This is a genomic window from Nocardioides pini (assembly GCF_026712185.1).
GTDB lineage: Bacteria > Actinomycetota > Actinomycetes > Propionibacteriales > Nocardioidaceae > Nocardioides > Nocardioides pini.
Genome location: NZ_JAPPUX010000001.1, coordinates 83,670 through 109,220 on the forward strand (window position 1 = coordinate 83,670; position 25,551 = coordinate 109,220).

Here is a 25,551-nt window from a genome sequence, read left to right on the forward strand (position 1 = left end):
CCGGACCACGGTCGCGCGAACCCTGAGGACGGCCCTCAGGTTCGGTGCGTACCGTCGACGGCGATGACTCACACGATGACCTCCCTGTTCAGCTCGCGCGCACGCACGGCCCTCGGCGCCCTGTCGGTCGCCGCCGTGCTCACCCTCTCCGCCTGCGGCGGCTCGGACTCCTCGGACTCCGACGCCGGCAAGGACGCCTCGTCGAGCGCCTCGCCGTCGGCGAGTGGCTCCGAGGGGGCGGACGGCGCCTCCGAGGGCCCGCAGCCCGACCTCGACGCGATCCCCGACGTCGTGGCCGAGGTCAACGGCGAGCAGGTGACCAAGGAGGAGTTCGTCCCGATCTACGAGGCGGCGTTCCAGCAGGCGGCGGCGCAGGCGCAGATGGGCGGCGAGGGTCCCGACGAGGAGGCGCTGCGCAAGCAGACCGCCGACAACCTCGTGGACACCGAGCTGCTCCTGCAGGAGGCCGAGTCCCGTGGGCTCGAGGTGTCCGACGAGGCGGTCGACGCCGAGCTCACCGACCTCGCCGAGCAGAACGGCATGAAGTCGGCCGACGAGCTGCTGAAGGCCGTCGAGGCGCAGGGCGTCAGCGCCGACCAGGCGCGCCAGCAGGTCGAGACGCAGGCGATGGTCGAGGCTCTCGTCGAGGACGAGAACGGCTCGATCGAGCCGACCGACAAGGAGCTCCGCACGCTCTACGCGCAGGTCAAGAAGCAGCAGGCCGCCTCCGGCGGTGGTGGCCAGGAAATCCCGCCGTTCGCCCAGGTGCGTGACCAGCTCGCCGAGCAGGCGTCGAGCCAGGAGGTCGGCAAGGTCGCCACCGGGCTGGTGGAGGACCTCCGCAAGGACGCGGACATCACCATCAACCTCTGATCAGTCCGTCGCGAGGAATCCCGCCAGCAGGTGGCGGAACGCCGACGGCTGCTCGACGGGCGGCGCGTGGCCGCACCGGCCGAAGGCGTGGAGCCGTACGTCGGCGAGGTGCTCGAGCAGCGGCAGCGCGGCGGTCCGCAGCGGCGTGAGCCGGTCCTGCGCGCCGTGGACCAGCAGCACGGGGGCCCGGACGTCGTTGAGGGTGGCCGCGGACAGGGTGAGGTCGTCGACCCACCGCGTCCGGGGGACGGGGAACATGGCGGCGAAGGACCGTGCCCCGGCCTCCATCGCCCGGGCCCGCGCGGTCACGGCCTCGTCGGTGACGAGCGAGGGGTCGTGGAAGAGGCGGCCGAGCATGTCACGGGCGCCGTCGGGGCCCGGGACCGCAGCCCACACGGCGTTGAGGTCGTGGGAGAGCCCCGCGCCGGGTGCGCCCATCGTCGCCACCGCGACGACGCGGGTGACCTGGCGCGGGCGCGCAGCAGCCAGGGCGAGCGCGACCGCGCCCCCCATGGAGTGACCGACGACGGCGTACGACGTCTCGCCGAGCGCGTCCATGAGGCCGGCCGCCTGCTCGGTCCACTGCCGTAGTCCGCCGGTGGTCCCGGGTGGCAGCGGAGTGCGACCGAACCCGGCCTGGTCGGGTGCGACCACGCGGTGCGAGCCGGCGAGCGCCAGGGCGGTGGTCGTCCATGCCCCGGTCCCCGTGGTGCCGGGCCCGGAGCCGTGCAGCAGCAGCACCGCGGGCCCGGTGCCGGCCTCGGTGACGTGCACCGGACTGCCGGCGACCTCGACGCTGCGGTGCTGGAGCACCGCAGCGTCGGTGGCCGTGGTCATGCCGACGCGTCGCCGATGGACTTGTCGAAGACGTCCATCATGGCGCGACCGAACTGCGGCATGTCGGGCCAGCCGCGGCAGGAGACGAGGTTGCCGTCCACGCAGTCGGGTGCGTCGATGACCGTCGCTCCGGCGTTCTCCATGTCACCGGTGATGGGCGGGAAGCACGCGGTCCTGCGGCCCTTCAGGAGTCCGTAGACCGCGGGGACCTGCGCGCCGTGGCACACCAGGGCGATGGGCAGGTCGCGGGCGAAGAAGTGCTCGGTGATGCGGCGCACGTCGGCGTCGACGCGGATCCACTCGGGAGCCCGGCCGCCGGGGATGATCAGGGCGTCGTAGCGCTCCACGTCGACCTCGGCCCAGGTGAGGTCCACCGGCAGCTTGCGACCGTTCTTCTCGACGTAGGCGTCGCAGTTGGGGTCGAACTCGTGGATCACGAGCTGGATGTCCCGCGTCGTCAGCGAGGCGACGTCGACGTCCCAGCCGCCCTCCTGCACGCGGTAGTAGGGATACATCGTGTCGAGCTCCTCGGCGGCGTCGCCGGTCATGAGCAGTGCTCTGGGCACCTTGGTCTCCTCGCACTCTGGGGCGGGTGGCTGATGATCCAATCGGATCCGATCGGATCGGGTGTGCTCAGAATCACGTGCTCAGGTGGCCTCGTCAAGGCCCTGTCCGGACCGGCCGGACTCCTCGGACTCGTCGAAGAGCCGTCGGAAGCGGTCGCGCGAGAGCAGGATGTGGCGGCGCATCGCGTACGCCGCCGCGTCGGGGTCGCGAGCGGCGATGGCGCCGAGCACCTCCTCGTGCTCGCCCATCGCCAGGAACGTCACCTCCGCGTCGTAGAGCAGCCGGAAGAGGTGCACGTGCGTGTGCAGACGCGCGAGCGCCTCGCGCACCACCTGGTTGCCGGCGCTGTCGGCCACGAGGTCGTGGAAGGCGGCGTCGCGCAGGCCGAAGGCGCCGTAGGCCGCGTGGCGGTCGCCCTCGACCAGCTCGGCCATCTCGTCGATCATCCGCCGCAGGCCGCTGACCTGCTCGGACGACGCGCGCTCCGCCGCGTGGCGGGCGGCCGCGGGCTCGAGGAGGAGGCGGATCTCCACCATGTCCTCGAAGCGCTCGCGGGTGATCTGGGGCGGGATCCGGTAACCGGCGTGAGGCACGCGGACCACCAGGCCGTCGGCCTCCATCCGGTTGAGCGCGTCGCGGATCGGGGTCTGGGACACGCGCAGCTCGCGCGCCAGCGCATCGATCGTCACCCGCGAGCCCGGCTCGATGCGCAACGACATCAGCTGCGCGAGCAGGGTGTCGTAGACCTCGTCGGCCAGCCGCCCCCGCGTGCGGTCCACCCGGAGGCCCCCGTCCGTCGCCCGCGCGAGCGTCGTGTCGGGCCGACCCGTCGTCGCCTCGTCCATGCCGGTCCCTTTCCCGCGTGTCGTGCCCGGACCTGTTGACAGCGCCCGGTGTGGTGGCTCATGCTCTCGCACCAATCGGATCGTATAGGAAATGGGTCCGGTCGCAAGCCATCTGCCGGTCCGGCACCCTTCACGACACGGAGACCCCATGAGCATGCTCGGCGTCCTGCGCGGTCCGCGCCAGGTCCTGTTCGGAGCCGGGCAGCGCCACGCCCTCGGGACCGTCGTCTCGGCGCTGGGCTCCCGGGCGCTGGTCTGCACCGACGCCCGGTTCGGGGCCACCCCGGAGTTCGCCCACCTGGTCGGGCTGCTCGAGGCAGCCGGCGTGCAGGTCACGACGTACGCCGAGGTCGAGCCCGACGTCCCCGTGCACCAGGTCGTGCAGTGTGCCGAGCTCGTCGCGTCGGCGGACCCCGACGTCGTGGTCGGCATGGGCGGGGGCAGCTGCCTAGACCTGGCCAAGGCCGTCGCCGTGCTGCTGACCCACGGCGGCGCGCCCGCCGACTACTACGGCGAGCTGAAGGTGCCCGGCCCGGTCGTGCCGGTCGTCGCCCTGCCCACCACCGCCGGCACCGGGTCCGAGGTCACGCCCGTGGCGGTGCTCACGGATCCCGGGCGGATCAGCAAGGTGGGGATCTCGAGTCCCTTCCTGATCCCGCACACGGCCCTGTGCGACCCGGAGCTGACCGTCGGCTGCCCGCCTGCGCTCACGGCGAGCGCGGGCGCGGACGCCCTCTCCCACGTCGTCGAGGCGTTCACGGCGATACGCCGCCCGGTGACCGCCGAGCTGGCCACCGAGCGGGTGTTCGTCGGCAAGAACGAGCTGACCGACACCTACGCGCTGCTCGGCATCCGGCTGATCGCCGGCAGCCTGCACCGCGCATGGTCCACGCCCGACGACGCCGAGGCCCGTGAGGCGATGATGCTCGGCGCGACCGCCGGCGGCTTCGCGCTCGGCACGGCGGGGACGGCCGCGGCGCACGCCATCCAGTACCCGGTCGGCGCCCTCACCCACACGCCGCACGGCGTGGGCGTGGGCGCGCTCCTGCCCTACGTCATGGAGTTCAACCGGCCGACCCGGGTCCCGGAGCTGGCGGCCGTCGCGGTCGCGATGGGCGCCCCGCGCGAGTGGTCCGCGGAGGACCTCGCCGACGAGGCGATCGACCGGGTGGCGGCGCTGCTGGCGTCCATCGGGATCCCCGCCACCCTCGCCGAGCTCGGGCTGCCCGCCGACCAGCTGCGGTGGACGGCCGAGCAGGCGTCGGGAGCCGAGCGCCTGGTCGCCAACAACCCCCGTCCGCTCGACGTCGACGCGCTCGAGCACATCGTGCGTGCCGCCCACGCGGGCGATCGCGCGGCGCTGCGCGAGGTCGTGCCCACCGCACCCGGCCTCGCCGCGACGGGGGGTGCGCGATGACGGTCGTGGACGAGCTGCTGCGCCCGGTCGCCGACGTCATCGACGTGCCGACCGACCTCTACGTCGCGGGATCCTGGCGCCCCGCCACCGGCGGGCGCCGCCTGGAGGTGTCGGACCCCGCCACGGGCGCGGTGCTCGCCACGGTGGCCGACGCCGGCACGGAGGACGCCACCGCGGCGGTCGACGCCGCCGCCGCGGCCGCCCGCGACTGGGCGGCGACGTCCCCCCGGCACCGTGCGGACCTGCTGATGCGTGCCTTCCACCTCATGCACGAGCGCAGCGAGGAGCTCGCGCTGCTCATCTCGCTCGAGAACGGCAAGGCGCTGGCCGATGCCCGGGGCGAGGTGGCCTACGCGGCGGAGTTCTTCCGCTGGTACGCCGAGGAAGGCGTCCGGCTGCGAGGCCAGGTGGGCCACGCGCCGAGCGGCGCCAACCGGCTCCTGGTCACCTACCAGCCCGTCGGTGTCAGCGTGCTGGTCACGCCGTGGAACTTCCCTGCCGCGATGGCCACCCGCAAGATCGCACCGGCTCTCGCGGCCGGGTGCACGACGATCCTCAAGCCGGCGGCCGAGACCCCGCTGACCGCCCTCGCCGTGGCCGCGCTGCTCGAGGAGGCCGGCGTGCCGGGCGGCGTGCTCAACGTCGTCACGACGTCCCGGCCGGGGCCGGTCGTGGAGGCGATGCTGACGGATCCGCGCACCCGGATGGTGTCGTTCACCGGCTCCACCGAGGTGGGGCGCGTCCTCCTGCGGACCGCCGCCGACGGCGTGCTCAAGTGCGCGATGGAGCTGGGCGGCAACGCCCCGTTCATCGTCCTCGCGGACGCCGACCTCGAGGCCGCCCTCGAGGGCGCCATGGTCGCCAAGATGCGCAACGGCGGCCAGGCCTGCACCGCCGCCAACCGCTTCTACGTGCACGCGTCGGTGCACGACGCGTTCGTGGAGGGACTCATCGCCCGGATGGCCGCCCTGCGCGTCGGCCCCGGCGCCGACGAGGCCACCCAGTGCGGCCCCCTGGTCAACGACGCCGCCGTCCGCAAGGTCGACCTGCTGGTCCGCGACGCGGTCCAGCGCGGGGCCCGCGCGATGATCGGCGGCCGCGCTCCCGACGGCCCCGGGTCGTTCTACCCGCCGACGGTGCTGGTCGACGTGCCGCCCGACGCCCGGGTCCTCCGCGAGGAGGTCTTCGGGCCGGTCGCGCCGGTCGTCCGGTTCGAGCGGGAGGACGACCTGCTGCCGGTCGTCAACGACACCGACCTCGGCCTGGTCAGCTACCTCTACACCCGCGACCTCGCGCGTGGCCTGCACCTCGCGGAGCGCCTCGAGAGCGGGATGGTCGGCCTCAACCGCGGGCTCGTCTCGGACCCCGCCGCCCCCTTCGGCGGCACCAAGCAGAGCGGACTCGGCCGCGAGGGCAGCACCGAGGGACTCCTCGAGTTCCTCGAGGCCCAGTACGTCGCCACGTCCTGGTGACCCCGTCCACCACCCACCCCGTGAGATCACCCACCCGAGCAGGAAGCAGGAAGCAGATGCGGTACCTACAGCGAGCGGGACACAGGTCCCTCCCCGGCCGGCGGGCCCGCCTGGCCACGGCGGCCATCCTGGCGGTGACGGCCCTCGCGGCCTGCGGCGGCGGTGACGGCGGTGGCGGCGAGGCCGAGGCGGCCGACGGCCCGAAGGCGCCGGCCACGATCCCCGAGCTCACCGACGACCCGCTGACGCTCAGCTTCATCTGGTTCGAGTGGCCCCCGGCCCAGGCGCTGGAGGACTTCGCCAACGCGGAGTACACCAAGGAGCGGCCCAACGTGACCATCGAGGTCAACACGGTGCCCAACGCCAACTGGCACGACGCGATGTTCACCCAGTTCGCCGCGCGGCAGACCGACTTCGACATCCCGATCCTGGACTCCCAGCACATCGGCGAGGCCGTCACCAACGGGAACATCCTCGACCTCACCGACTTCGTCGACGAGAACATCGACGTCGACGCGTACGACCCCTACCTGCTGGCGGCGTACGGCCAGTACCCCCAGGCCGAGACCGGCCAGCGCGACGAGGACGCCAGCCTCTACGGCCTGCCGCTCCTCGGCGACACGTGGACGATGATCTACCGCAAGGACCTCATCGGCGACGAGCCCCCGGAGACCTGGGACGAGATGATCGACGCCGCCCAGAAGTGCCAGGACGAGAACCCGGGCGTCAGCGGGCTCGCCTTCCACCAGGCCAACGGCTCCGACGCCGCGGCCGTCACCTACAACACGGTCAACGGCGTCTACGGCGGCAACCTCTGGAACTCCGAGGACAAGTCGATCGAGGGCGTCATCAACGACGAGGCCGGCCAGAAGGCCATGGACGTCCTCGTCAACGAGATGAAGCCGCTCACCGCCAAGGGCTCCGGCAACTGGTTCATCGACGAGGTGAACGCCGCGGTGGCGCAGGGCAAGGCCTGCATCGCCTTCCAGTGGATCGCCGCCGCCGGCGGCCTGCTCGACCCCGCGCAGTCGACGCTCGGCACGACCGAGGACGAGATCCTCGACACGCTCGGCTTCGCCACACTGCCCACCCAGGACGCCGACGTCGTGCCCCTCGGCGGGATGGGCATGCACATCTCCGCCTACGCGCCCGCCGAGCGTCAGGCCGAGGCACTCAACTTCATGAAGTGGTTCGAGCAGGAGGACATCCAGAAGAAGTGGGCCGCGGCTGGCGGCGTGCCGGCTCGCACCGACGCGCTCGAGTCGCCGGAGTTCCTCGAGGCCGGACCCTTCAACCAGGTGTACGCCGACTCGGTGTCCCGCATGCGCGACATGTGGAACGTCCCGGAGTACGCCCAGCTGATCGACATCGAGAACACCAACGTCAACGCCGCGCTCAACGGGGCCAAGGACCCCGAGGAGGCGCTCGACGACATCGCCGAGCAGCAGCAGCAGGTGCTCGACTCCAGCGGCGGCGGGCTGTGAGCCGGCGGCCATGACGACCACGACCGACCACCCGGTGCAGGAGGCGTCCGCGGCGCCGCCGCCTGCACCGGGGCGGTCCCCCCGCCTCACCGACCGCCGGCTGGCGCTGGTGTTCATCTCACCGGCGATGTTGCTGCTGCTGACGATGTCGGTGTTCCCGCTGCTGTGGGCGCTCTACCTGTCCTTCACCGACTACTCCGCCACGCGCGACGCGCCGGCCGACTTCGTCGGGCTCGGGAACTACACCACCATCCTCACGTCGCCGGAGGTCTGGCAACGGGCCCTCACGACCCTGGTCTACGTCACCGGGGCCGTGGCGCTGCAGACGGTGCTGGGCTTCGGGATCGCCTACCTGATCTCGCGCCGGGCCCGCGGGCGAGGGGTGCTGACCACCCTGTTCCTGGTTCCGATGATGCTGTCGCCGGTCGTGGTCGGCCTGTTCTGGAAGTTCATGCTCGACGCCCAGTTCGGGGTGATCAACTCGATGCTGGGCTCGCTCGGCCTCGGGCAGGTGGAGTGGCTCACCCGGCAGCGGACGGCCCTTCTCTCGCTGATCGTGGTCGACACGTGGCAGTGGACGCCGTTCATCATGCTCATCGCGCTCGCCGGCCTCACCGCCGTCCCGGCGTACCTCTACGAGGCCGCGTCCATCGACCGCGCGTCGGAGTGGTTCCGCTTCCGCCACATCACGCTGCCCCTGGTCTGGCCCCTGCTCCTCATCGCGGTCATGTTCCGCGCGATCGAGGCGTTCCGGCTGTTCGACCTCGTCTACATCCTCACCAGCGGAGGCCCCGGCGTCTCCACCGAGACGTTGTCGTTCCACGTCTACAAGGTCGCGTTCCTCGGGTTCAACACCGGGCTCGCGTCGGCCTACGGGATCCTCATGGTCCTCGTCGTCATCGTCCTCGCGCAGATCTACCTGCGCTACCTGAACAAGCTCAAGGAGGGGTGATGGCCATCACCATCGACGAGGCCGTTCCCGGCCCCGCCACGGATGACGCGCCGCCGGCGCGTCGCCGCGGCGGGCGGGGCCGGATGGTGGTCGAGGTCCTGCTCCTGACCGCGCTGGCGGTGGCCATGCTCTTCCCGGTGCTCTGGATGCTCGAGACGTCCATCAAGGAGAACCGCGACGTCTACGCCGTGCCCGCGAAGTTCTTCGGCTTCGACCTCACCCTGGACCACTACAAGGACGTGTTCGTCGCGCGCGGCGGTGGCCGGTCGGACCTGTCCGGGTCGTTCCTCAACTCGGTCGTCGTGGCCGGTGCGTCCACCGTCCTCGCGACGGTGCTGGGCGTCCCCGCGGCCTGGGCCTACTCGCGCTTCACCCTCAAGGCCAAGAAGGACCAGCTGTTCTTCATCCTGTCGACCCGCTTCATGCCGCCGGTGGTCGTGGTGATCCCGATCTTCCTCATGTACCGCACGCTGGGGCTGATCGACACCAAGCTGGGTCTCGTCCTCATCTACGCCGCGTTCAACGTGCCGTTCACGATCTGGATGATGAAGGGGTTCGTCGACGAGGTCCCCGCGGAGTACGAGGACGCCGCGATGCTCGACGGCTACACCCGGCTGCAGGCGTTCTGGCGCGTCACGCTGCCGCTGCTCGTGCCGGGCATCGCCGCGACAGCGGTCTTCGCCCTGATCTTCTCGTGGAACGAGTTCGTCTTCGCCGTCTTCCTCACCTCCAGCCAGGAGGTCCGCACGGCGCCACCCGCGATCGCCGGGCTGATCGGCGGCACCACCGTGGACTGGGGCCTGGTCGCTGCGTCGGCGGTGGTGTTCGCGGTGCCGGTGCTGGTGTTCGCGTACCTCGTGCGCAAGCACCTCGTGGCGGGCGTGACCCTCGGGGCGGTGCGACGCTGATGGCCGGCATCGAGGTGACCTCACTGCACAAGCGCTACCCCGACGGCACCGTCGCGGTCGAGCACGTCGACCTGTCGATCGGTGACGGCGAGCTCTTCGTCATGCTCGGCCCGTCGGGCTGCGGCAAGACGACGACCCTGCGCGCGATGGCCGGCCTGGAGCGACAGACCTCCGGCGACATCCGCATCGGCGACACGCTCGTCAACGACCTGCCGCCGGCGGAGCGCGACATCGCCATGGTCTTCCAGTTCTACGCGCTCTACCCGCACCTCAGGACCCGCGACAACCTGGCCTTCCCGCTCCGAGCCGAGGGCAAGCCGGAGAAGGAGGTCAAGGAGCGGGTCGCCGAGGTCGCGCGGATGATGCAGCTCGAGCGCCTGCTCGACCGCAAGCCCCAGCGCCTCTCGGGCGGCGAGCAGCAGCGCGTCGCCCTGGCCCGCGCCCTCGTCCGCCGGCCGCGCGCCTTCCTGATGGACGAGCCGCTGACCAACCTCGACGCGGAGCTGCGTGCGGACGTGCGCACCGAGATCAAGCACCTGCAGGCCGAGCTCGGGACGACGATGGTCTACGTCACCCACGACCAGGTGGAGGCCATGTCGCTCGGGCACCGGATCGCCATCCTCAACAAGGGCCGCGTCGAGCAGGTCGGCACTCCCCTGGAGGTCTACGACCGGCCGGCCAGCCTGTTCTGCGCCGCCTTCATCGGCTCGCCGCCGATGAACCTCATCGAGGTGGAGGTGGCCGACGATGCGCTGCGTGGGTCGGGGGGCCTCGTCCTCACGCCGCCGGCGGGGCTGCCGCGCGACCGCGCGCTCGTCGCGGGCGTACGACCGGAGGCGCTCGAGGTGACCGCGCCGGGCGCCGACCGGACGGTCCCCGCACGGGTCGTCTCGGCCGAGGCGCTGGGCGACGAGATCATCTACGTCGTCGACCACGGCGGCGCGAGCGACGTCCGGGTCCGGATGCCACCCACCGTGCGCTTCGCGGCCGACGACCGGGTCGGGCTGCGCCACTCCGGCGGGACCCCGCCGGTCTACGACACGAGCACGGAAGAGCTGGTGGCCTGATGGGAACCGTGGAGGCGCACGGGCTGCGCAAGGCGTTCGGGGACGTGCAGGCCCTCGACGGGGTCGACCTCGACGTGCCGGACGGCTCGTTCTTCGTGGTGCTCGGCCCGTCCGGTGCCGGGAAGACCACGACGTTGCGCGCGATCGCCGGCCTCGAGAAGCTCGACGGCGGGTCGGTGCACCTCGACGGCCGGGACGCCACGGACGACACGCCGGCCGCGCGGGACCTCGCCATGGTGTTCCAGAGCTATGCGCTCTACCCGCGGCAGACGGCGTACGACAATATCGCCTCGCCGCTGCGGGCCCGCAAGGCATCCGCGAGCGACATCGCCGCCGCGGTCGAGCAGGTCGCCACGCTGCTGCACATCGAGCGGCTGCTGAAGCGCCGGCCTGCGCAGATGTCGGGCGGCGAGATGCAACGGGTGGCGCTCGCACGCGCGCTGGTGCGGCGCCCGCGCGCCTTCCTCATGGACGAGCCGCTCACCAACCTCGACCTCAAGCTGCGCGTGGAGATGCGCACCGAGCTGACCCGGATCCACCGCGCGCTCGGCGGGACGTTCCTCTACGTCACCAACGACCAGGTGGAGGCGCTCTCGATGGCCGACCACGTCGCGGTGCTCAAGGACGGTCGGGTGCAGCAGGTCGGCACGCCGGCCGACGTCTACGAGCGGCCCGCGAACCAGTGGGTGGCCGGGTTCGTCGGGAGCCCCCGGATCAGCCTGCTCGCCTGCCGGGCCGAGGGCGACCGGCTGGTCGGGGCCCAGGGGTGGTCGCTCCCGCGGCCGCGCTGGACCACCGCCGAGGACGGGCGGCCGCTGCTCCTCGGCCTGCGCGCCGAGGACGTCTCGGTCGAGAGGCGCGGCGACGTCGCGCTGGCCGGGGAGGTCTACGCCCTCGAGCCGCTCGGCGACCGCACCGTGGTCGACGTCAAGGTCGGATCGGAGCTGGTCAAGGTCAAGGCCCGACCCCACGTGACGGGCACGCCGGGGGACCGGGTGTCCGTCACGGTCGACCTCGACCGTGCGCACATCTTCGACGCCGGCACCGGGCTCGCGCTGTCGACAGCGGGGCGGTGAGCGGCGGGCTCAGCCCGTCCCCGGCGCGGCCAGGAGGGTGTCGACGGCGGCGAGGAACTCGTTGCGGTTGAACGGCTTCGGCAGGAAGTGGCGGTGCTCGTCACCGACGTCGAGGTCGCCCGACATGATGAGCACCTTGGTGGACGGGCTGGTGCGTCGCAGCTCGTCGGCGACCGCCAGGCCCGTCATCCGCGGCATGTGGTGGTCGACCACGACCAGGTCGTAGCTCTCGGCCGACGCGTGGGCCAGCACCTCGGCGCCGTCCCCGGCCAGCGTCACGACGTGGCCGGCGCGCTCGAGCACGTGTCCGATGAAGTCGCGGATGTCGGGCTCGTCGTCCGCGACGAGGCTGCGCAAGGACATGGCACAGAGTCTGGACCCCGACGGTCGCCACTGTCGCGCCGCCTGACCGTTTCCGGGGCAGATGTGAGCGGATCGTGAGGTGTGGGCTGAGCCGTTGCCCGGTCCGGCACCCGTCGCCGGTCGTACTCTGTGCGCATGTCGAAGGCCCTGTCGCCGACGCGGGCCGCATCCTTCGCGGCGGCGTACGCCGTGCTCACCCTCATCGGGCGGGCCACCGCCCTCGAGGGCCAGGTCGTCAGCCTCATCTGGCCGGGCTCGGGAGTCGCACTGCTGTGGCTGCTGGCGGAGTCGCCGCGCCACACCCTGCGCGTGCTCGCGCCGCTGCTGGCCATCCACTTCGGCGTGGTCGTCGCGACCGGCGCCTCACCGCTCCTGGGCCTCTTCGGGGCCACGTCGGTGACGGTGCAGACCGCCGTCACCGGCCTGCTGGTGCGTCGCTGGTGCCCGACGATGCTCGGCGCGGGCGGCACGGCCAGCATCCGCTCGCCGCGCAACCTCGCGGCGATGGCCGGGGCAGCAGCCATCGGCTGCGCCCTGGGGGCGGTGATCGGGACGCTCGGGCTGTGGCTCGACGCGGCACCCGTGACGGCCCTGACCCCGGTGGCCTGGTTCGCCCGGCACGTCGCCGGTGTCCTCACCGTCGGCGCCGTCGGCCACCTGGCGTGGGAGTGGCGCACGCAACCGATCCCCGACCGCATCCACGGTGGCTCGCGCACCGAGCTGGTGGTGCTCTGGGTCGTCTCGGTCGCCGTGACGGTCCTGCTGTTCGTGCAGCCCTATCCCGTCGTCTTCCTCGTCATCGCCTTCGCCGTGTGGTCGGCGGCCCGGTTCCCGACCTTCCCCGCAGCGCTGCACTGCCTGGTCCTGGGTGGCATCGCGCTCTCGCTCAGCCTCACGGGGCACGGACCGTTCGACTCGGTCGACGACCCGGTGGCCGAGGTGCTCGTCTCGCAGCTCTTCATGGTCGCCGTCCTGCTCACCGGCCTGGCGGTGGGAGCCCTCGGCGACCGCGTCGACGAGTCGTACGCCGCCGAGACCGCGGCCCGCGCGGAGGCGGCCGAGCAGGCCGAGCTGCTCGCCGAGATGACCGAGAGCATGGACGAGGGGCTCGTCGTCCTCGACGCCGACGGCCGGGTCGAGCGCAGCAACGGCGCGACCCGGCGGCTGGCGCACCGGGTGAGCCCGGCGACCGCGGACGCCGACGCCCTGGCCGAGCTCGTCAGCCGGCTGCGCGAGCCCCCCTCGTCCGACACCGGCGCGGTGCGCGCCGAGCTGGGCGTCGGCGACGTCGTCATCACGTTGAGCAGCGGCGAGGAGATCGTCCTCGCGGTCTCCCGCGCCACGCTCACCCGCACGGACGGGCGCCCCGGGATCCTGCTCGTGCTGCGCGAGGTGACGGAGCACCGCTCCGGCCTGCGGCCCCTCGCCGGCTTCGCGTCGACGGCGGCCCACGACCTGCGCGGCCCGCTCTCGGCGATCCGCTCCTGGGTCGGCCTCGCCGCCGACGACCTCGAGCCCGGCTCGCCGGCCGCCGAGCCGCTGCGTCGCGCCGAACGCGCGGCGGAGCAGATGGGCGAGCTGATCGGCGACCTGCTCGAGCACGCCCTCGCGGAGTCGGGCGAGCTGGCGGCGCGCGAGGTGGCGATCTCCGGTCCCGACGGCGTGCTGGACCAGGTGTCGGGGCTGCTCGGCCCCGACGACGTGCTGACGGCCGCACCCGACCTGCCGTCGGTCCGCGCCGACCCGGTGGCGTTGCGCCAGCTCTTCGGCAACCTGATCGGCAACGCGGTGAAGTACGCCCGGCCCGGCGAGGCCGCGACCATCACCGTGCGCGCGCGCCGCCAGGGCTCGCGCGTCGTGGTCGAGATCGAGGACTGCGGGGTCGGGGTCGAGGACTCCGAGCGGTCGCTGATCTTCCAGCGCTTCCACCGCAGCGGCGCCGTCCGCGCCCACTTCCGCGGGACCGGGATGGGCCTGTCGATCTGCCAGACCATCGTGCAGCGCCACGGCGGCACCATCGAGTGCCTCGCCACCCCGCCCGGGAGTGGCACGGTCTTCCGCTTCGACCTGCCGGCGGCGTCCACCCCAGAGGGTGGGACCGGGAGCAGCTGAGACGAACCTTTACCTTCGGGCGGCGAACCTACGCCAATGTGGGCATGCCGGCCTCGGGTGCCGCGGCCTACCAATGCTGTAGGCCCGGCCGAGCGAACCCGCCCCGGGCGGGCCGCCCAGCCACCGGCCGCGGGTCGATTCTCGGTAGGACTTGCCCACACCCTGAGTGAGGCGCCATGCATCGCTTCTCCGCATGGATCTCGGTCCTGCTGCTCGCGGCGGGAGTCGCCCTGACGCCGCTCCCCGCCGGTGCGGCTCCCGGTGCCCCAGCCATCACGGGTCACCCCGCGGCGACGGTCGAGACACCGTACGCCGCGTTCTCCTTCCTCGCGCCAGGGGCGGCGTCCTACGAGTGCCGCGTCTTCCCTGCGGGGACACCGGACGGGTCGCGACCGACGTACGGCGACTGCGGCGTGACGGGCAGCCACCTCACGAGCGTGCCGGCCGACGGCCAGTGGACCTTCGAGGTCCGTGGGGTCGACGGGGGCGGCGCCGGCCCGAGTGCGACCCGGGACTGGACCGTCACGTCGCAACCCGTCGTGCAGTGGATCGTCGAGCCCCAGGGCAGCTACTCGGCCCGGGTCGTGTCGGCGACGTTCACGGCCGCGGGGGCGTCGGCGTACGAGTGCCGTCTGGACGGCGGGGACTTCGCCCCATGTGGGTCCGGGCGTGACGGCTTCTGGACGTCGGGGCAGCTGCCGGCGGGACCGCACGCGCTCCAGGTTCGGGCGCTGCGCGGCGGAGTCCCCGGCCCGGTCGCGACGGCGACCTTCACGGTCACCGACCCGCTCGGCATCAGCTGGCTCGAGGAGCCCGGCGACGTCACCGACGGGCGGACCGTCACGGCGCGTTTCACGGCCCAGGGAGCGCACCGCTACGAGTGCCGTCTGGTGCGCACCGACCCCCTGCCGGACCCGCTGCCGGACATGGTCGGCTGCGGCTCCGGCGTGAATGGCCTGTGGACCAGCGACGAGCTCGCCGATGGTGCCTGGCGCCTCGACGTGCGCGCAGTGGAGGGCGCTGAGACCGGTCAGGTCGCCTCCAGTGCGTTCGTCGTGGACGTCCAGGGCACCGTGCAGTGGGTCTCACGCCCGCCTGCGACGATCGACGGCAGCGTGGCCTCGGCCGTCTTCCGCGCGCCGGGCGTGCACGCGTATGACTGCCGGGCCTACCGCACCGATCCCGTCCCGGAGACGTTGCCGGACTTCGAGGTCTGCGGAGGCGGACAGCAGGGGTGGTGGACGTCGGGTGTTCTCGCGGACGGCGCGTGGCGGCTGGACGTGCGACCGCGGGACGCACGGGATCCGCGTCCGGTCGCCTCGACGACCTTCACCATCGCCCCGCAACGTGAGATCGAGTGGGTGGTCCGGCCGGCCGGGACCCTGCCCGGGACCGGCTACGCCGCGGCCTTCAGGTCTCGGGGAGCGCATGGCTACGAGTGCCGCGTGGACGATGGTGACTGGTTCACCTGCGGCTCAGGACGTGAGGGTCACGTGACCGGCACCGGCGATCCCGGCCCGCACCAGCTCGACGTACGCGGCGTAGCCCCTACCGGGACCTCGCCCGTCGCATCGACGACGTTCACCCTGGCGCCCACCACCGGTGCCTCGAGCGATGCCACCATCGTCCTGGGAGCGCAAGGCACCACGACCGTCCCGTGGACCGCGTTCGCCTGGACCGCCGAGGACGTGGACTGCTTCCGCTGGAAGCTCGACGGTGACGACGACCTCTCCACGCAGGGGTGCTACAGCCCCGGCGGGAACGGCACCTACGCCGTGGCGCAGGCGTTCGGCTCGTTGCCGGACGGTGAGCACGTCCTGCGCGTCCAGGCGAGGTCGACCAGCGGCGACTACGGACAGGTCGCGACCCGGACGTTCACCGTCGACACCTCCACGGCGTCGCGTCCGCAGGTGATCTCCGGGCCGACCGGCACGGTTGCGACGCCGTGGGCGGCGTTCTCGTGGGCCGCGACGGACGCCGAGTGCTTCCGGTGGGAGCTCGACGGTGACGACGACCTCTCCACTCAGGGGTGCTACAGCCCCGTCGGCAACGGCGCCTACGCGTCCACCCAGGGCTTCGGGAACCTGGCCGACGGACCGCACGTGCTCCGCATCCAGGGGCGGTCGCCCGGTGGGTCCTTCGGAGAGCTCACGACCACCTCCTTCACGGTCGACACCTCGGCGGCGACGCGGCCACGCTTCACGAGCGGCCCGGCGCAGGGCGCGACGGTCACCCGTGCGGCGGTGGCGTACTCGTGGACGGGCGATCAGGTCGAGTGCTTCCGCTGGGAGCTCGACGGCGACGGCGACCTCACCGACCAAGGCTGCTACAGCCCCGTCGGGAACGGCGCCTACGCGCTCACCCAGGCGTTCAACGGGCTGGGCGACGGGCCGCACACCCTACGTGTCCAGGGCCGTTCGGCCGGGAACGCCTACGGTCCGGTCACGACCCGGTCGTTCACCGTGGACACCAGCGCGGCAACCCGCCCGCGCTTCGTCTCGGGCCCAGCCGAGGACGCCACCATCCCGACCGCCGCGGTCGCCCTCTCGTGGGTGGCCGACCAGGTCGAGTGCTTCCGCTGGGAGCTCGACGGCGACGGCGACCTCACGGACCAAGGCTGCTACAGCCCGAGCGGCAACGGCGCCTACGCCCAGGGCCAGGCCTTCACCAATCTGACCGACGGGTCGCACGTGCTACGGGTCCAGGCGCGGTCGTCGGCCGGGACGTACGGGCCTGTGACGACCCGTGCCTTCCGCGTCAACAGCGGACCGTGGGTGACCGTCTCGTCGCGACCTCGCCAGGTCCTCCCGAGCGGCACGTCAGCAATGGCCTGGTCGGCCCCCTCGGCAGCGTGCTTCCGGTGGGAGCTCGACGGCGCCGACGACGACCTCTCCGACCAGGGATGCTACGACCCGATCGGCAACGGCGCGTACGCCCAGCAGCAGGCGTTCACCGACCTCGGCGACGGTGCCCACGTGCTGCGTGTGCAGGCGCAGGGGACCGGTGGCAGCTACGGACCCGTGACCCGCGTGCCGTTCACCGTCGAGACCAAGGCGCCCGAGACGACCATCACCAGCGGACCGACGGGATTCGTCTCGTCGCGGGCCGCCTCCTTCACGTTCAGCGCGGACGAGACCGCCACCTTCCAGTGCAGCCTCGACGGGGCGGCGTACGCGGCGTGCGCGTCTCCGCTCCAGCTCGACCAGCTCGACCAGGGCGGCCACACGCTCGCCGTGCGCGCGATCGACCTGGCCGGCAAGACCGACGCCACGCCGGCGACCCGGTCGTGGACGGTGGACACCGTGGACCCGACGGTCATCGACCTCGACGGTCCCAGCGGGACGATCGTCGACCCGAACTTCGTCGCGGTCCTCACCTTCCTGGCGGACGAGCCCGGGGGGTTCGAGTGCCGCCTGGTGCCGGCGGCCTTCGCGACGTGCGGCTCGCCGACGTCGTACGCCGACCTGCCGGACGGGCAGTACCGGTTCGAGGTGCGCGCCGTCGACCGCGCCGGCAACCGGAGCGCCGTTGCCTACCGGGAGTGGTCCCTGGTGACCGACCCACCGGAGACCACGATCACCAGCGCCCCGTCCGGCGTGGTGCGCCAGACGTCGGCGACCGTCACGTTCACCTCGCCAGACAGCCCGGTCAGCTTCGAGTGCGAGGTGGACGGCGCCGCGTGGGCGACCTGTGCCAGCCCGTTGCCGCTCACGGGTCTCGACCAAGGCGCGCACACCGTCCGCGTCCGCGCGGTCCTGCAGGGAACGCTCCGTGACCCCTCGCCCGCCACCGTCACGTGGACCGTCGACACCGTCGGTCCCACCACGACCATCACGTCCGGACCCTCCGGCACCGTGGGTGCGGGCCCGCGGACGTTCACCTTCGTCGCCGACGAGCCGTCCAGCTTCACCTGCGTGCTCGACGGCGGCACCCCCTACGCCTGCTCCTCGCCTGAGGGTCTCGGGACGCTCGGATCGGGTGCCCACACCTTCACCGTGCGCGCGACCGACGATGCGGGCAACGTCGGGGAAGCGGCGGCGCGGAGCTGGGTCGTGGACGCCGAGGCGCCGGTGGTCACGATCACCGGCAGGCCGGCCGCGGTCACCAATCAGACGAGCGGCAGCGTGGCCTTCACCGTCGACGACGCGAGCGCTTCGGTGGAGTGCCGGCTCGACGGCGGGACGTGGTCCGCGTGCGCCTCCCCCGTGACGCGCACCGGTCTCGCGGAGGGCGAGCACGTGCTGGAGGTGCGGGCCACCGACGCGGCCGGCAACGTCTCCGACCCGGCTGCCGCCCAGTGGCGCGTGGACACCACGGCGCCGGTCGTGACCATCACGTCCGCCCCGGTGCTGCCCGTCTCCTCGCCGCGGGTGACCATCGGGTTCACCGTGAGCGAGCCGGCGGACACGGTCTGCCGGGTCGACGGAGGGGCCTTCACGCCCTGCACCTCGCCCTTCGAGTTCACCGGCCTCAGTGACGGCGTGCACCGGCTGGAGGTCCGCGCGACCGACGCCGCGGGCAACACCGGGCTCGTGGCCGGTCGCGACGTCACCGTCGACACCGTCCCGCCCACGGTGACCATCATCGGCGGCCCGACCGGCACCATCGCGCAGACGAGCGCGACCTTCTCCTTCACGGTCGACGAGGCGCCGGTGACCACGCGGTGCAGCCTCGACGGCGCCGCGTTCACCGTGTGCAGCAGCCCGGTGACGTACGCCGGTCTCGACCAGGGTGTCCACACGCTGCGGGTGCAGGCGACTGACACGGCCGGCAACACCGGAGCGGCCGCGCCGCGCACCTGGACGGTGGACACACCCGAGCCCGAGACGACGATCGACACCGCGCCCCGGTCGCCGAGCAACGACACGACCCCCTCGTTCGCCTTCAGCTCCGACACCCCGGGGGCCACCTTCGAGTGCCTGCTCGACGGCGCAGCCACTTGGACCAGCTGCGCGAGCGGGCTCGAGGTCGGCCCCCTGGCCGACGGGTCTCACACCTTCAGGGTGCGGGCGGTCTCCGGAGGGTTGACGGACCCGACGCCCGCGACCCACACCTGGACGGTGGACGCGACGGACCCGGTCGTCACCGTGACCCAGCGTCCGACCGGGGTGACCAGCATCCCCGAAAGCCGGTTCGTCTTCACCACCAGTGAGCCCGGTGTGGTCGAGTGCCAGGTCGACGGCGGGCCTTGGCAGGTTTGCTCGAGCCCCTTCGACCCGGTCCTCCCCGACGGGGCCCACAGCGTCCGCATCCGCGTCACCGACGCAGCGGACAACGTCGGCCAGACGGCGGTGATGTCGTGGACCGTCGACGGGACCGAGCCCGACGTCGTCATCACGTCAGGCCCCTCGGGCGACCACGCGAGCCGGACGGCGACGTACACCTTCACCGTCGACGACCCCACCGCGACGGTCGAGTGCCTCCTCGACGGCGGCACCTGGTCACCCTGCTCGAGTCCTCGGACCTTCACCGGGCTCGAGGACGGCCCGCACTCCTTCTCGGTGCGGGCCACCGATCCAGCGGGCAACCGGGGAGCCGAGGGACGGTCGTTCTTCGTCGACGCCACGGCGCCGGTCGTGTCGTTCACCGACGGACCGGCTCAGGTGACGACGGCCCGGACGGCCCGCCTCGTCTTCACGGTCGACGACGCGGTCGCCTCGCGTACCTGCCGCCTGGACGGTACGGCCTACACGCCCTGCACGAGCCCGGTGGACCTGACCGGACTCGCGGACGGGTCGCACAGCTTCCGGGTCGAGGCCACGGACGCCTTCGGCAACGTCGGCACGGCCACCCGCACGTGGGTCGTCGACAACACCCCGCCGACGGTCACCATCACGGACGGGCCCTCCGGGACGGTCACCACGAACGACGTCTCGTTCTCGTTCGTCGCCGACGACACCCCGGTGACGTACGAGTGCCGGCTGGACGCTGCGGCCTTCACGACGTGCGCCTCACCGCTCGCCTACGACGACCTCGCCGCGGGTGCCCACCGGTTCGAGGTCCGTGCGACCAACGGTGCCGGTGTCACCGGACCGGTCGCGTCCCGCGACTTCACGGTTGCCGTGCAGGGCGACCCCGCAATCGCCGTGACGGTGCAGGCTCGCACGATGGCCGGCGCGGCCCTGTCCTCGACCGGGCTCGGCGACGACTTCGTGGTCCGTGCCTCCCTGACGAACAGCGGGCCGGTCGCCTCGGACACCACCGTGCTGACCGTGCCGCTGTCGTCCGACCTCACGCTCGCAGGAGGGCTGCCCGCCGGGTGCACGTCCCCCGACGCCGACGGCCCGGTCACGTGCGCGATCGGAGTCGTCGGCGCAGGAGCGACGACGGTCGTCGACCTCCGGGTCGACGCGTCGTTCACCTGCACGGTGTACGGCGACTCCGCCGCCCAAGCGAGTGCGGTGTCGAGCCTGAGGGGCACCACCGGGGACGATGTGATCTGCGGCGGTGGTGGCGGCGACGAGATCCTGGGTCGCGGCGGCAATGACGTCGTGTGGGGCTATGGGCCCACGGGCCTGGTGTCGACGAGCGCGTCGGTCGCCTACGGCCCCGGGAGCCGCAGCGCCACGGCCCTCCCGGCCTCCATGATGATCGATGGCCCTGACGGGGCGGACACCATCACCACGGCCCAGGGGGCCGACATCGTCCGGGCGCAGGACGGCGACGACGTGGCCTCCACGGGCGCGGGCGTCGACCGGGTCGAGGCAGGGGACGGCAACGACCGGGTCAGCACCGGCACCGGTGAGAGCGACGTCACCGGCGGGCGGGGGGTCGACTCGCTGACCGGAGGACCCCAGCGCGACGTAGTGAGCGGGGGCGACGACGCCGACACCATCACCACCTTCGACGGGGCTGACGCGGTCTCCGGGGATGGGGGCAACGACACGATCAACGCCGGCCCGGGTGGGAACACCGTGAACGGCGGGGACGGCGACGACCGCATCACGGGGAGCGCGGGCCTCGTCAGCGGCGGCGACGGTAACGACACCGTCTCCGGCACGACAGGCTCGGTGAACGGTGACGCGGGGAACGACACGATCAGCAACACCACAGGGCCGGTCAACGGCAATGACGGCAACGACACCATCAGGGGCACCGCCGGCGTCGTGATCGCTGGTCCAGGCAACGACTCGGTGACCGGGACGTCCGGGCCGGACGAGATCCACGGCAACGCGGGAGAGGACGCGATCACCTCGGCGGGTGGTGACGACACGGTCACGGGTGACGAGGACGGCGACAGGATCAACGCGGGCGCGGGTGCCAACACCGTCAACGGCGGCAGCGGGGACGACCGCATCACGGGTAGCGCCGGGGTCATCAGCGGTGGAGACGGCAACGACATGATCTCGAGCACGACCGGCACCGCGAACGGCGACGATGGCAACGACACCATCTCGAGCACGACCGGGCCGGCGGCCAACGGTGGCGCTGGTGACGACACGATCATCGGCACCACCGGCACGGCCGACGGCGAGGACGGTGACGACCGGATCACCGGGACCGGTGCGGCGAACGTCATCAACGGCGGGAGCGGGAGTGACGTCGTCAACGCCGGAGGTGGGGCCGACACGATCGACGGCGGCGACCTCCCGGACACGATCAACGGAGAGGGTGGCAACGACACCATTCGCGGAAGCTTCGGCGCGGACACGATCTCGGGCGGCGACGGTGTCGACATCCTGTCCGGGGACACCGGGGACGACACCATCCTCGGGGACGCGGGCGCGGACGTCGTCAACGGAGACAACGGCATGGACCGGCTCTTCGGAGGGACCGGCAACGACCGCATCACGGGCGGCATCCTCCAGGACGAGCTGAACGGCGAAGCCGGCGACGACGTGCTCAACGGTGAGGACGGACCCGACACGCTGTTCGGCGGCACGGGCAACGACACCCTCGCCGGCAACGACGGCACCGACACCCTGCGCGGCAACGACGGCGAGGACGTCGCCCTCGGAGGTCCGGACGCCGATCACGTCCTCGGCGGGGACGGGCACGACTACCTCGCGGGCGGTGCCGACGCCGACTACGTCAACGGGCAGCTGGGGCGCGACGTGGTCCGAGGTGGCGACGGCAGCGACGAGCTGGACGGCGGCGGCACCGACGCCACCAGGAGCGAGGCCCCCCGCGACCACTGGAACCGGCTCTACGGTGACGCCGGCGGCGCCGACATCTGTCACTTCGGCCCGGGTCTCGACACGCAGATGACCAACTACCGCGACCCGTCCTGCGAGCTGCGCGACGAAGGCCTCAGCAATCCTGGCGAGGGCTGGCTCAACGGGTCGGCGATCCGGCTGGACCGCGTCCGGAACGACGGAGACTACCCGGGCTGAGTCGCGAGGCTCAGACGTTCCTGCGGTACTGCCCGCCGACCTCGAAGAACGCCTCGGTCACCTGCTGCAGCGAGCACACGCGTGCGGCGTCCATCAGGACGGCGAAGACGTTGTCGCCGGAGATCGCGGCGTCCTTGAGCCGGGCCAGCGCCTCCTGCGCCTCGGCGCCGTGCTGGGCCTGGAAGGCGCGCACACGGGCGAGCTGCGACTCCTTCTCGGACTCGGTGGCCCGGGCGAGCTCGACCTCCTTGGGCTGCGCGTCGGCCGCCGACTCCTTGACGAACGTGTTGACGCCGATGATCGGCAGCGAGCCGTCGTGCTTGCGGTGCTCGTAGAGCATCGACTCGTCCTGGATGCGGCCACGCTGGTAGCCGGTCTCCATCGCGCCAAGCACGCCGCCGCGCTCGTTGATCCGGTCGAACTCCTGGAGGACCGCGGCCTCGACGAGGTCGGTCAGGTCGTCGATGACGAAGGAGCCCTGGAGCGGGTTCTCGTTCATCGCCAGGCCCCACTCGCGGTTGATGATCAGCTGGATCGCCAGCGCGCGGCGCACGGAGTCCTCGGTCGGGGTCGTCACCGCCTCGTCGTACGCGTTCGTGTGGAGGCTGTTGGCGTTGTCGTAGATCGCGATGAGGGCCTGCAGCGTGGTGCGGATGTCGTTGAAGTCCATCTCTTGCGCGTGCAGCGACCGGCCGCTCGTCTGGACGTGGTACTTCAGCTTCTGCGAGCGCTCCGAGGCGCCGTACTTCTCCTTCATCGTCACCGCCCAGATGCGGCGGGCGACGCGTCCGAGCACGGAGTACTCCGGGTCCATGCCGTTAGAGAAGAAGAAGGACAGGTTGGGCGCGAAGTCGTCGATCGCCATGCCACGCGCGAGGTAGGCCTCGACGTAGGTGAAGCCGTTGGCGAGGGTGAACGCGAGCTGGCTGATGGGGTTCGCCCCGGCCTCGGCGATGTGGTAGCCCGAGATCGACACCGAGTAGAAGTTGCGCACCTGGTGCTCGATGAACCACTCCTGGATGTCGGCCATCATCCGCAGGCTGAACTCCGTGGAGAACAGGCAGGTGTTCTGGCCCTGGTCCTCCTTGAGGATGTCGGCCTGCACCGTGCCGCGGACGTTGGCGAGGGCGTACGCCGCGAGCTGCTCGCGCTCCTCGGCCGACGGCTCGCGGCCCTCGCGCTCGCGGAAGGCGTCGACCTGCTGGTCGATGGCGGTGTTGAGGAAGAACGCCAGCACCGTCGGCGCGGGGCCGTTGATCGTCATGCTGACGCTGGTCGTCGGGGAGACCAGGTCGAAGCCGTCGTAGAGCGCCTTCATGTCGTCGAGCGTCGCCACGCTCACGCCGGACGTGCCGACCTTGCCGTAGACGTCGGGGCGCGGGTCGGGGTCGCGGCCGTAGAGGGTCACCGAGTCGAACGCCGTCGACAGGCGGGTGGCGTCGTTGCCCTCGGAGAGGATCTTGAAGCGTCGGTTGGTGCGCGCCGGGTCGCCCTCGCCGGCGAACATCCGGGCGGGGTCCTCGTTGTCGCGCTTGAACGGGAAGACGCCGGCGGTGAAGGGGAAGTAGCCGGGCAGGTTCTCGTTGCGCCAGAAGCGGACGAGCTCGCCGTGGTCGGTGAAGCGGGGGAGCGAGACGCGCGGGATCTTGTTGCCGCTCAGCGACTCCCTGGTCAGCCGGGTGTGGATCTCCTTGTCGCGCACCACGACGACCTGCTCGTCGCCGGAGTAGGACTCCACGACCGCCGGCCACCGCTCGATCTGGTCGACGACCTCGTGCGGCACGGCCTTGCGCGCCTCCTCGAGCAGGGCGGCCACGCCGCCCGCGTCGCCGTCCGCCAGCGCGTCGGCGACGTGCTGCACGCGCTGGAGGTTGCGCGCCGCCTCGGCGAGCTCGGACGTGCGGGCGTGGTAGCCGCGGACGGTCTCGGTGATCTCCGAGAGGTAGCGGACGCGGTCGGCAGGCACGACCTGGCGGATGCCGGAGGAGTGGCGGACGTCGACGTGCGGGAGGGTTCCCTCCTGCACCTCGAGCCCGGCGTCGGCGAGCTCGGCGCGCAGGTGCTGGTAGAGCGCGGTGACGCCGTCGTCGTTGAAGGTCGCGGCGCTCGTGCCGAACACCGGCATGTCGTGCGGCTGCTTGCCGAAGGCCTCGCGGTTGCGGACGAGCTGGCGGCCGACGTCGCGGAGCGCGTCCTTGGCGCCGCGGCGCTCGAACTTGTTGATCGCGACGCTGTCGGCGAAGTCGAGCATGTCGATCTTCTCGAGCTGCGAGGCGGCGCCGAACTCCGGCGTCATGACGTAGAGGGAGTGGTCGACGAGCGGCACGATGCCGGCGTCGCCCTGGCCGATGCCGGGGGTCTCGACGATGACCAGGTCGTGGCCGGCGGCCTTCATCACGTCGATCACGTCGGCGAGGTGCTCGGGCACCTCGTGCGCGCCGCGGGTGGCGAGCGAGCGGAAGAAGACGCGGTCGCCGTCGAGGGCGTTGGCGCGGATCCGGTCGCCGAGCAGCGCCCCGCCGCCCTTGCGCCGGGTCGGGTCGACCGCGATGACCGCGATGCGGAGCTTGTCCTGCTGGTCGGTGCGGAAGCGGCGGACGATCTCGTCGGTGAGGCTCGACTTGCCCGAGCCGCCGGTGCCGGTGATGCCGAGCACGGGTACGACGCGGCGCGCGGCCGCCCGGCGTACCTCCTCGAGCAGCGACTCGTCGAGCCGGCCGCCCTCGGCCCCGGTGATGGCGCGGGCGACGGCGAACCGGTCGCCGGTCAGGACCTGCTCGGCAGTGACCTGCCGGTCGGCCCACAGGTCGACGTCGCAGTCGGCGACGACCGAGTTGATCATCCCGACGAGGCCCATCTTCTGGCCGTCCTCGGGGGAGAAGATCGTGACGCCCGACTCGCGCAGCCGCTGGATCTCCTTCGGCACGATGACGCCGCCACCGCCGCCCACCACCCGCACGTGGCCCGCGCCCGCGGCGCGCAGCGACTCGACGAGGTACTCGAAGTACTCCACGTGGCCGCCCTGGTAGGACGACACCGCGACGCCCTGGACGTCCTCCTCCAGCGCGGCGTCGACGACCTCCTGCACCGAGCGGTTGTGGCCGAGGTGGATGACCTCGCAGCCCTGGCTCATGAAGATCCGCCGCATGATGTTGATCGAGGCGTCGTGGCCGTCGAACAGCGCGGACGCCGTGACGAGGCGGATCGGGTGCGTGGGGGTGTGCAGGTCGGCCATGCTTCGATAG

General features: G+C 72.2%; 15 protein-coding genes. 10 read left to right on the forward strand and 5 right to left on the reverse strand.

What is annotated here, in order from left to right; genetic code table 11:
* Positions 1-63 precede the first annotated feature (63 nt).
* Entirely contained in the window at positions 64-873 is an 810-nt protein-coding gene (locus NYO98_RS00455; RefSeq protein ID WP_268109547.1) for a SurA N-terminal domain-containing protein, read from the forward strand.
* On the opposite strand, the gene NYO98_RS00460 is transcribed toward NYO98_RS00455, so the two are convergent.
* The 3 genes from NYO98_RS00460 to NYO98_RS00470 form a co-directional block, all read right to left on the reverse strand.
* On the reverse strand, positions 874-1,710 hold the full coding sequence (locus NYO98_RS00460; protein ID WP_268109548.1) for an alpha/beta fold hydrolase: 837 nt from the start codon (positions 1,708-1,710) through the stop codon (positions 874-876).
* Positions 1,707-2,276 carry a DJ-1/PfpI family protein gene (locus NYO98_RS00465; RefSeq protein ID WP_268109549.1) on the reverse strand — a complete coding sequence of 190 codons (570 nt, stop codon included), beginning with the start codon at positions 2,274-2,276 and terminating at the stop codon, positions 1,707-1,709. The genes NYO98_RS00460 and NYO98_RS00465 overlap by 4 nt, the downstream gene beginning before the upstream one ends.
* A gap of 81 nt (positions 2,277-2,357) precedes the next feature.
* On the reverse strand, positions 2,358-3,122 hold the full coding sequence (locus NYO98_RS00470) for a GntR family transcriptional regulator (RefSeq protein ID WP_268109550.1): 765 nt from the start codon (positions 3,120-3,122) through the stop codon (positions 2,358-2,360).
* A 148-nt stretch (positions 3,123-3,270) separates the two neighbouring features.
* Between NYO98_RS00470 and NYO98_RS00475 the strand changes: the two genes are divergently transcribed.
* From NYO98_RS00475 to NYO98_RS00505, 7 genes are read left to right on the forward strand one after another with little or no spacing between them, the layout of a single operon-like run.
* Positions 3,271-4,539, forward strand: coding sequence for an iron-containing alcohol dehydrogenase (locus NYO98_RS00475; RefSeq protein WP_268109551.1), 1,269 nt, complete (start codon positions 3,271-3,273; stop codon positions 4,537-4,539).
* Positions 4,536-6,011, forward strand: a complete 1,476-nt coding sequence (locus NYO98_RS00480; RefSeq protein ID WP_268109552.1) for an NAD-dependent succinate-semialdehyde dehydrogenase — start codon at positions 4,536-4,538, stop codon at positions 6,009-6,011. Before NYO98_RS00475 ends, NYO98_RS00480 begins: the two co-directional genes overlap by 4 nt.
* A gap of 56 nt (positions 6,012-6,067) precedes the next feature.
* Positions 6,068-7,495: an extracellular solute-binding protein gene (locus tag NYO98_RS00485; RefSeq protein WP_268109553.1), complete on the forward strand. Its 1,428-nt coding sequence runs from the start codon at positions 6,068-6,070 to the stop codon at positions 7,493-7,495.
* Positions 7,496-7,505: 10 nt separating this feature from the next.
* Positions 7,506-8,447, forward strand: a complete 942-nt coding sequence (locus NYO98_RS00490) for a carbohydrate ABC transporter permease (protein WP_268109554.1) — start codon at positions 7,506-7,508, stop codon at positions 8,445-8,447.
* Entirely contained in the window at positions 8,447-9,355 is a 909-nt protein-coding gene (locus tag NYO98_RS00495; protein ID WP_268109556.1) for a carbohydrate ABC transporter permease, read from the forward strand. Before NYO98_RS00490 ends, NYO98_RS00495 begins: the two co-directional genes overlap by 1 nt.
* The gene (locus NYO98_RS00500) at positions 9,355-10,422 is read left to right on the forward strand and encodes an ABC transporter ATP-binding protein (RefSeq protein WP_268109557.1); all 1,068 of its coding nucleotides are present in this window, start codon (positions 9,355-9,357) and stop codon (positions 10,420-10,422) included. Before NYO98_RS00495 ends, NYO98_RS00500 begins: the two co-directional genes overlap by 1 nt.
* Complete coding sequence (locus tag NYO98_RS00505) at positions 10,422-11,498, forward strand: ABC transporter ATP-binding protein (protein ID WP_268109558.1); 1,077 nt, start codon at positions 10,422-10,424, stop codon at positions 11,496-11,498. The genes NYO98_RS00500 and NYO98_RS00505 overlap by 1 nt, the downstream gene beginning before the upstream one ends.
* A gap of 9 nt (positions 11,499-11,507) precedes the next feature.
* Here NYO98_RS00505 and NYO98_RS00510 read toward each other — a convergent pair whose 3' ends face one another.
* Positions 11,508-11,861: a response regulator gene (locus tag NYO98_RS00510; protein WP_268109559.1), complete on the reverse strand. Its 354-nt coding sequence runs from the start codon at positions 11,859-11,861 to the stop codon at positions 11,508-11,510.
* A 135-nt stretch (positions 11,862-11,996) separates the two neighbouring features.
* Here NYO98_RS00510 and NYO98_RS00515 point away from each other — a divergent pair, with 135 nt between their 5' ends.
* Positions 11,997-13,973, forward strand: coding sequence for an ATP-binding protein (locus NYO98_RS00515; protein WP_268109560.1), 1,977 nt, complete (start codon positions 11,997-11,999; stop codon positions 13,971-13,973).
* A 176-nt stretch (positions 13,974-14,149) separates the two neighbouring features.
* Positions 14,150-22,306 carry an Ig-like domain-containing protein gene (locus NYO98_RS00520; RefSeq protein WP_268109561.1) on the forward strand — a complete coding sequence of 2,719 codons (8,157 nt, stop codon included), beginning with the start codon at positions 14,150-14,152 and terminating at the stop codon, positions 22,304-22,306.
* Between the two features lie 10 nt (positions 22,307-22,316).
* On the opposite strand, the gene icmF is transcribed toward NYO98_RS00520, so the two are convergent.
* Positions 22,317-25,541, reverse strand: a complete 3,225-nt coding sequence (gene icmF / locus NYO98_RS00525) for a fused isobutyryl-CoA mutase/GTPase IcmF (RefSeq protein WP_268109562.1) — start codon at positions 25,539-25,541, stop codon at positions 22,317-22,319.
* Between the last annotated feature and the right edge of the window lie 10 nt (positions 25,542-25,551).

What these genes read in the sequence shown, in the direction of transcription:
- NYO98_RS00455 (WP_268109547.1), top strand. Translation starts at nt 64, where the DNA reads ATGACTCACACGATGACCTCCCTGTTCAGCTCGCGCGCACGCACGGCC.
- NYO98_RS00460 (WP_268109548.1), bottom strand. Translation starts at nt 1,710, where the DNA reads ATGACCACGGCCACCGACGCTGCGGTGCTCCAGCACCGCAGCGTCGAG.
- NYO98_RS00470 (WP_268109550.1), bottom strand. Translation starts at nt 3,122, where the DNA reads ATGGACGAGGCGACGACGGGTCGGCCCGACACGACGCTCGCGCGGGCG.
- NYO98_RS00475 (WP_268109551.1), top strand. Translation starts at nt 3,271, where the DNA reads ATGAGCATGCTCGGCGTCCTGCGCGGTCCGCGCCAGGTCCTGTTCGGA.
- NYO98_RS00480 (WP_268109552.1), top strand. Translation starts at nt 4,536, where the DNA reads ATGACGGTCGTGGACGAGCTGCTGCGCCCGGTCGCCGACGTCATCGAC.
- NYO98_RS00485 (WP_268109553.1), top strand. Translation starts at nt 6,068, where the DNA reads ATGCGGTACCTACAGCGAGCGGGACACAGGTCCCTCCCCGGCCGGCGG.
- NYO98_RS00490 (WP_268109554.1), top strand. Translation starts at nt 7,506, where the DNA reads ATGACGACCACGACCGACCACCCGGTGCAGGAGGCGTCCGCGGCGCCG.
- NYO98_RS00495 (WP_268109556.1), top strand. Translation starts at nt 8,447, where the DNA reads ATGGCCATCACCATCGACGAGGCCGTTCCCGGCCCCGCCACGGATGAC.
- NYO98_RS00500 (WP_268109557.1), top strand. Translation starts at nt 9,355, where the DNA reads ATGGCCGGCATCGAGGTGACCTCACTGCACAAGCGCTACCCCGACGGC.
- NYO98_RS00505 (WP_268109558.1), top strand. Translation starts at nt 10,422, where the DNA reads ATGGGAACCGTGGAGGCGCACGGGCTGCGCAAGGCGTTCGGGGACGTG.
- NYO98_RS00510 (WP_268109559.1), bottom strand. Translation starts at nt 11,861, where the DNA reads ATGTCCTTGCGCAGCCTCGTCGCGGACGACGAGCCCGACATCCGCGAC.
- NYO98_RS00515 (WP_268109560.1), top strand. Translation starts at nt 11,997, where the DNA reads ATGTCGAAGGCCCTGTCGCCGACGCGGGCCGCATCCTTCGCGGCGGCG.
- NYO98_RS00520 (WP_268109561.1), top strand. Translation starts at nt 14,150, where the DNA reads ATGCATCGCTTCTCCGCATGGATCTCGGTCCTGCTGCTCGCGGCGGGA.
- icmF (WP_268109562.1), bottom strand. Translation starts at nt 25,541, where the DNA reads ATGGCCGACCTGCACACCCCCACGCACCCGATCCGCCTCGTCACGGCG.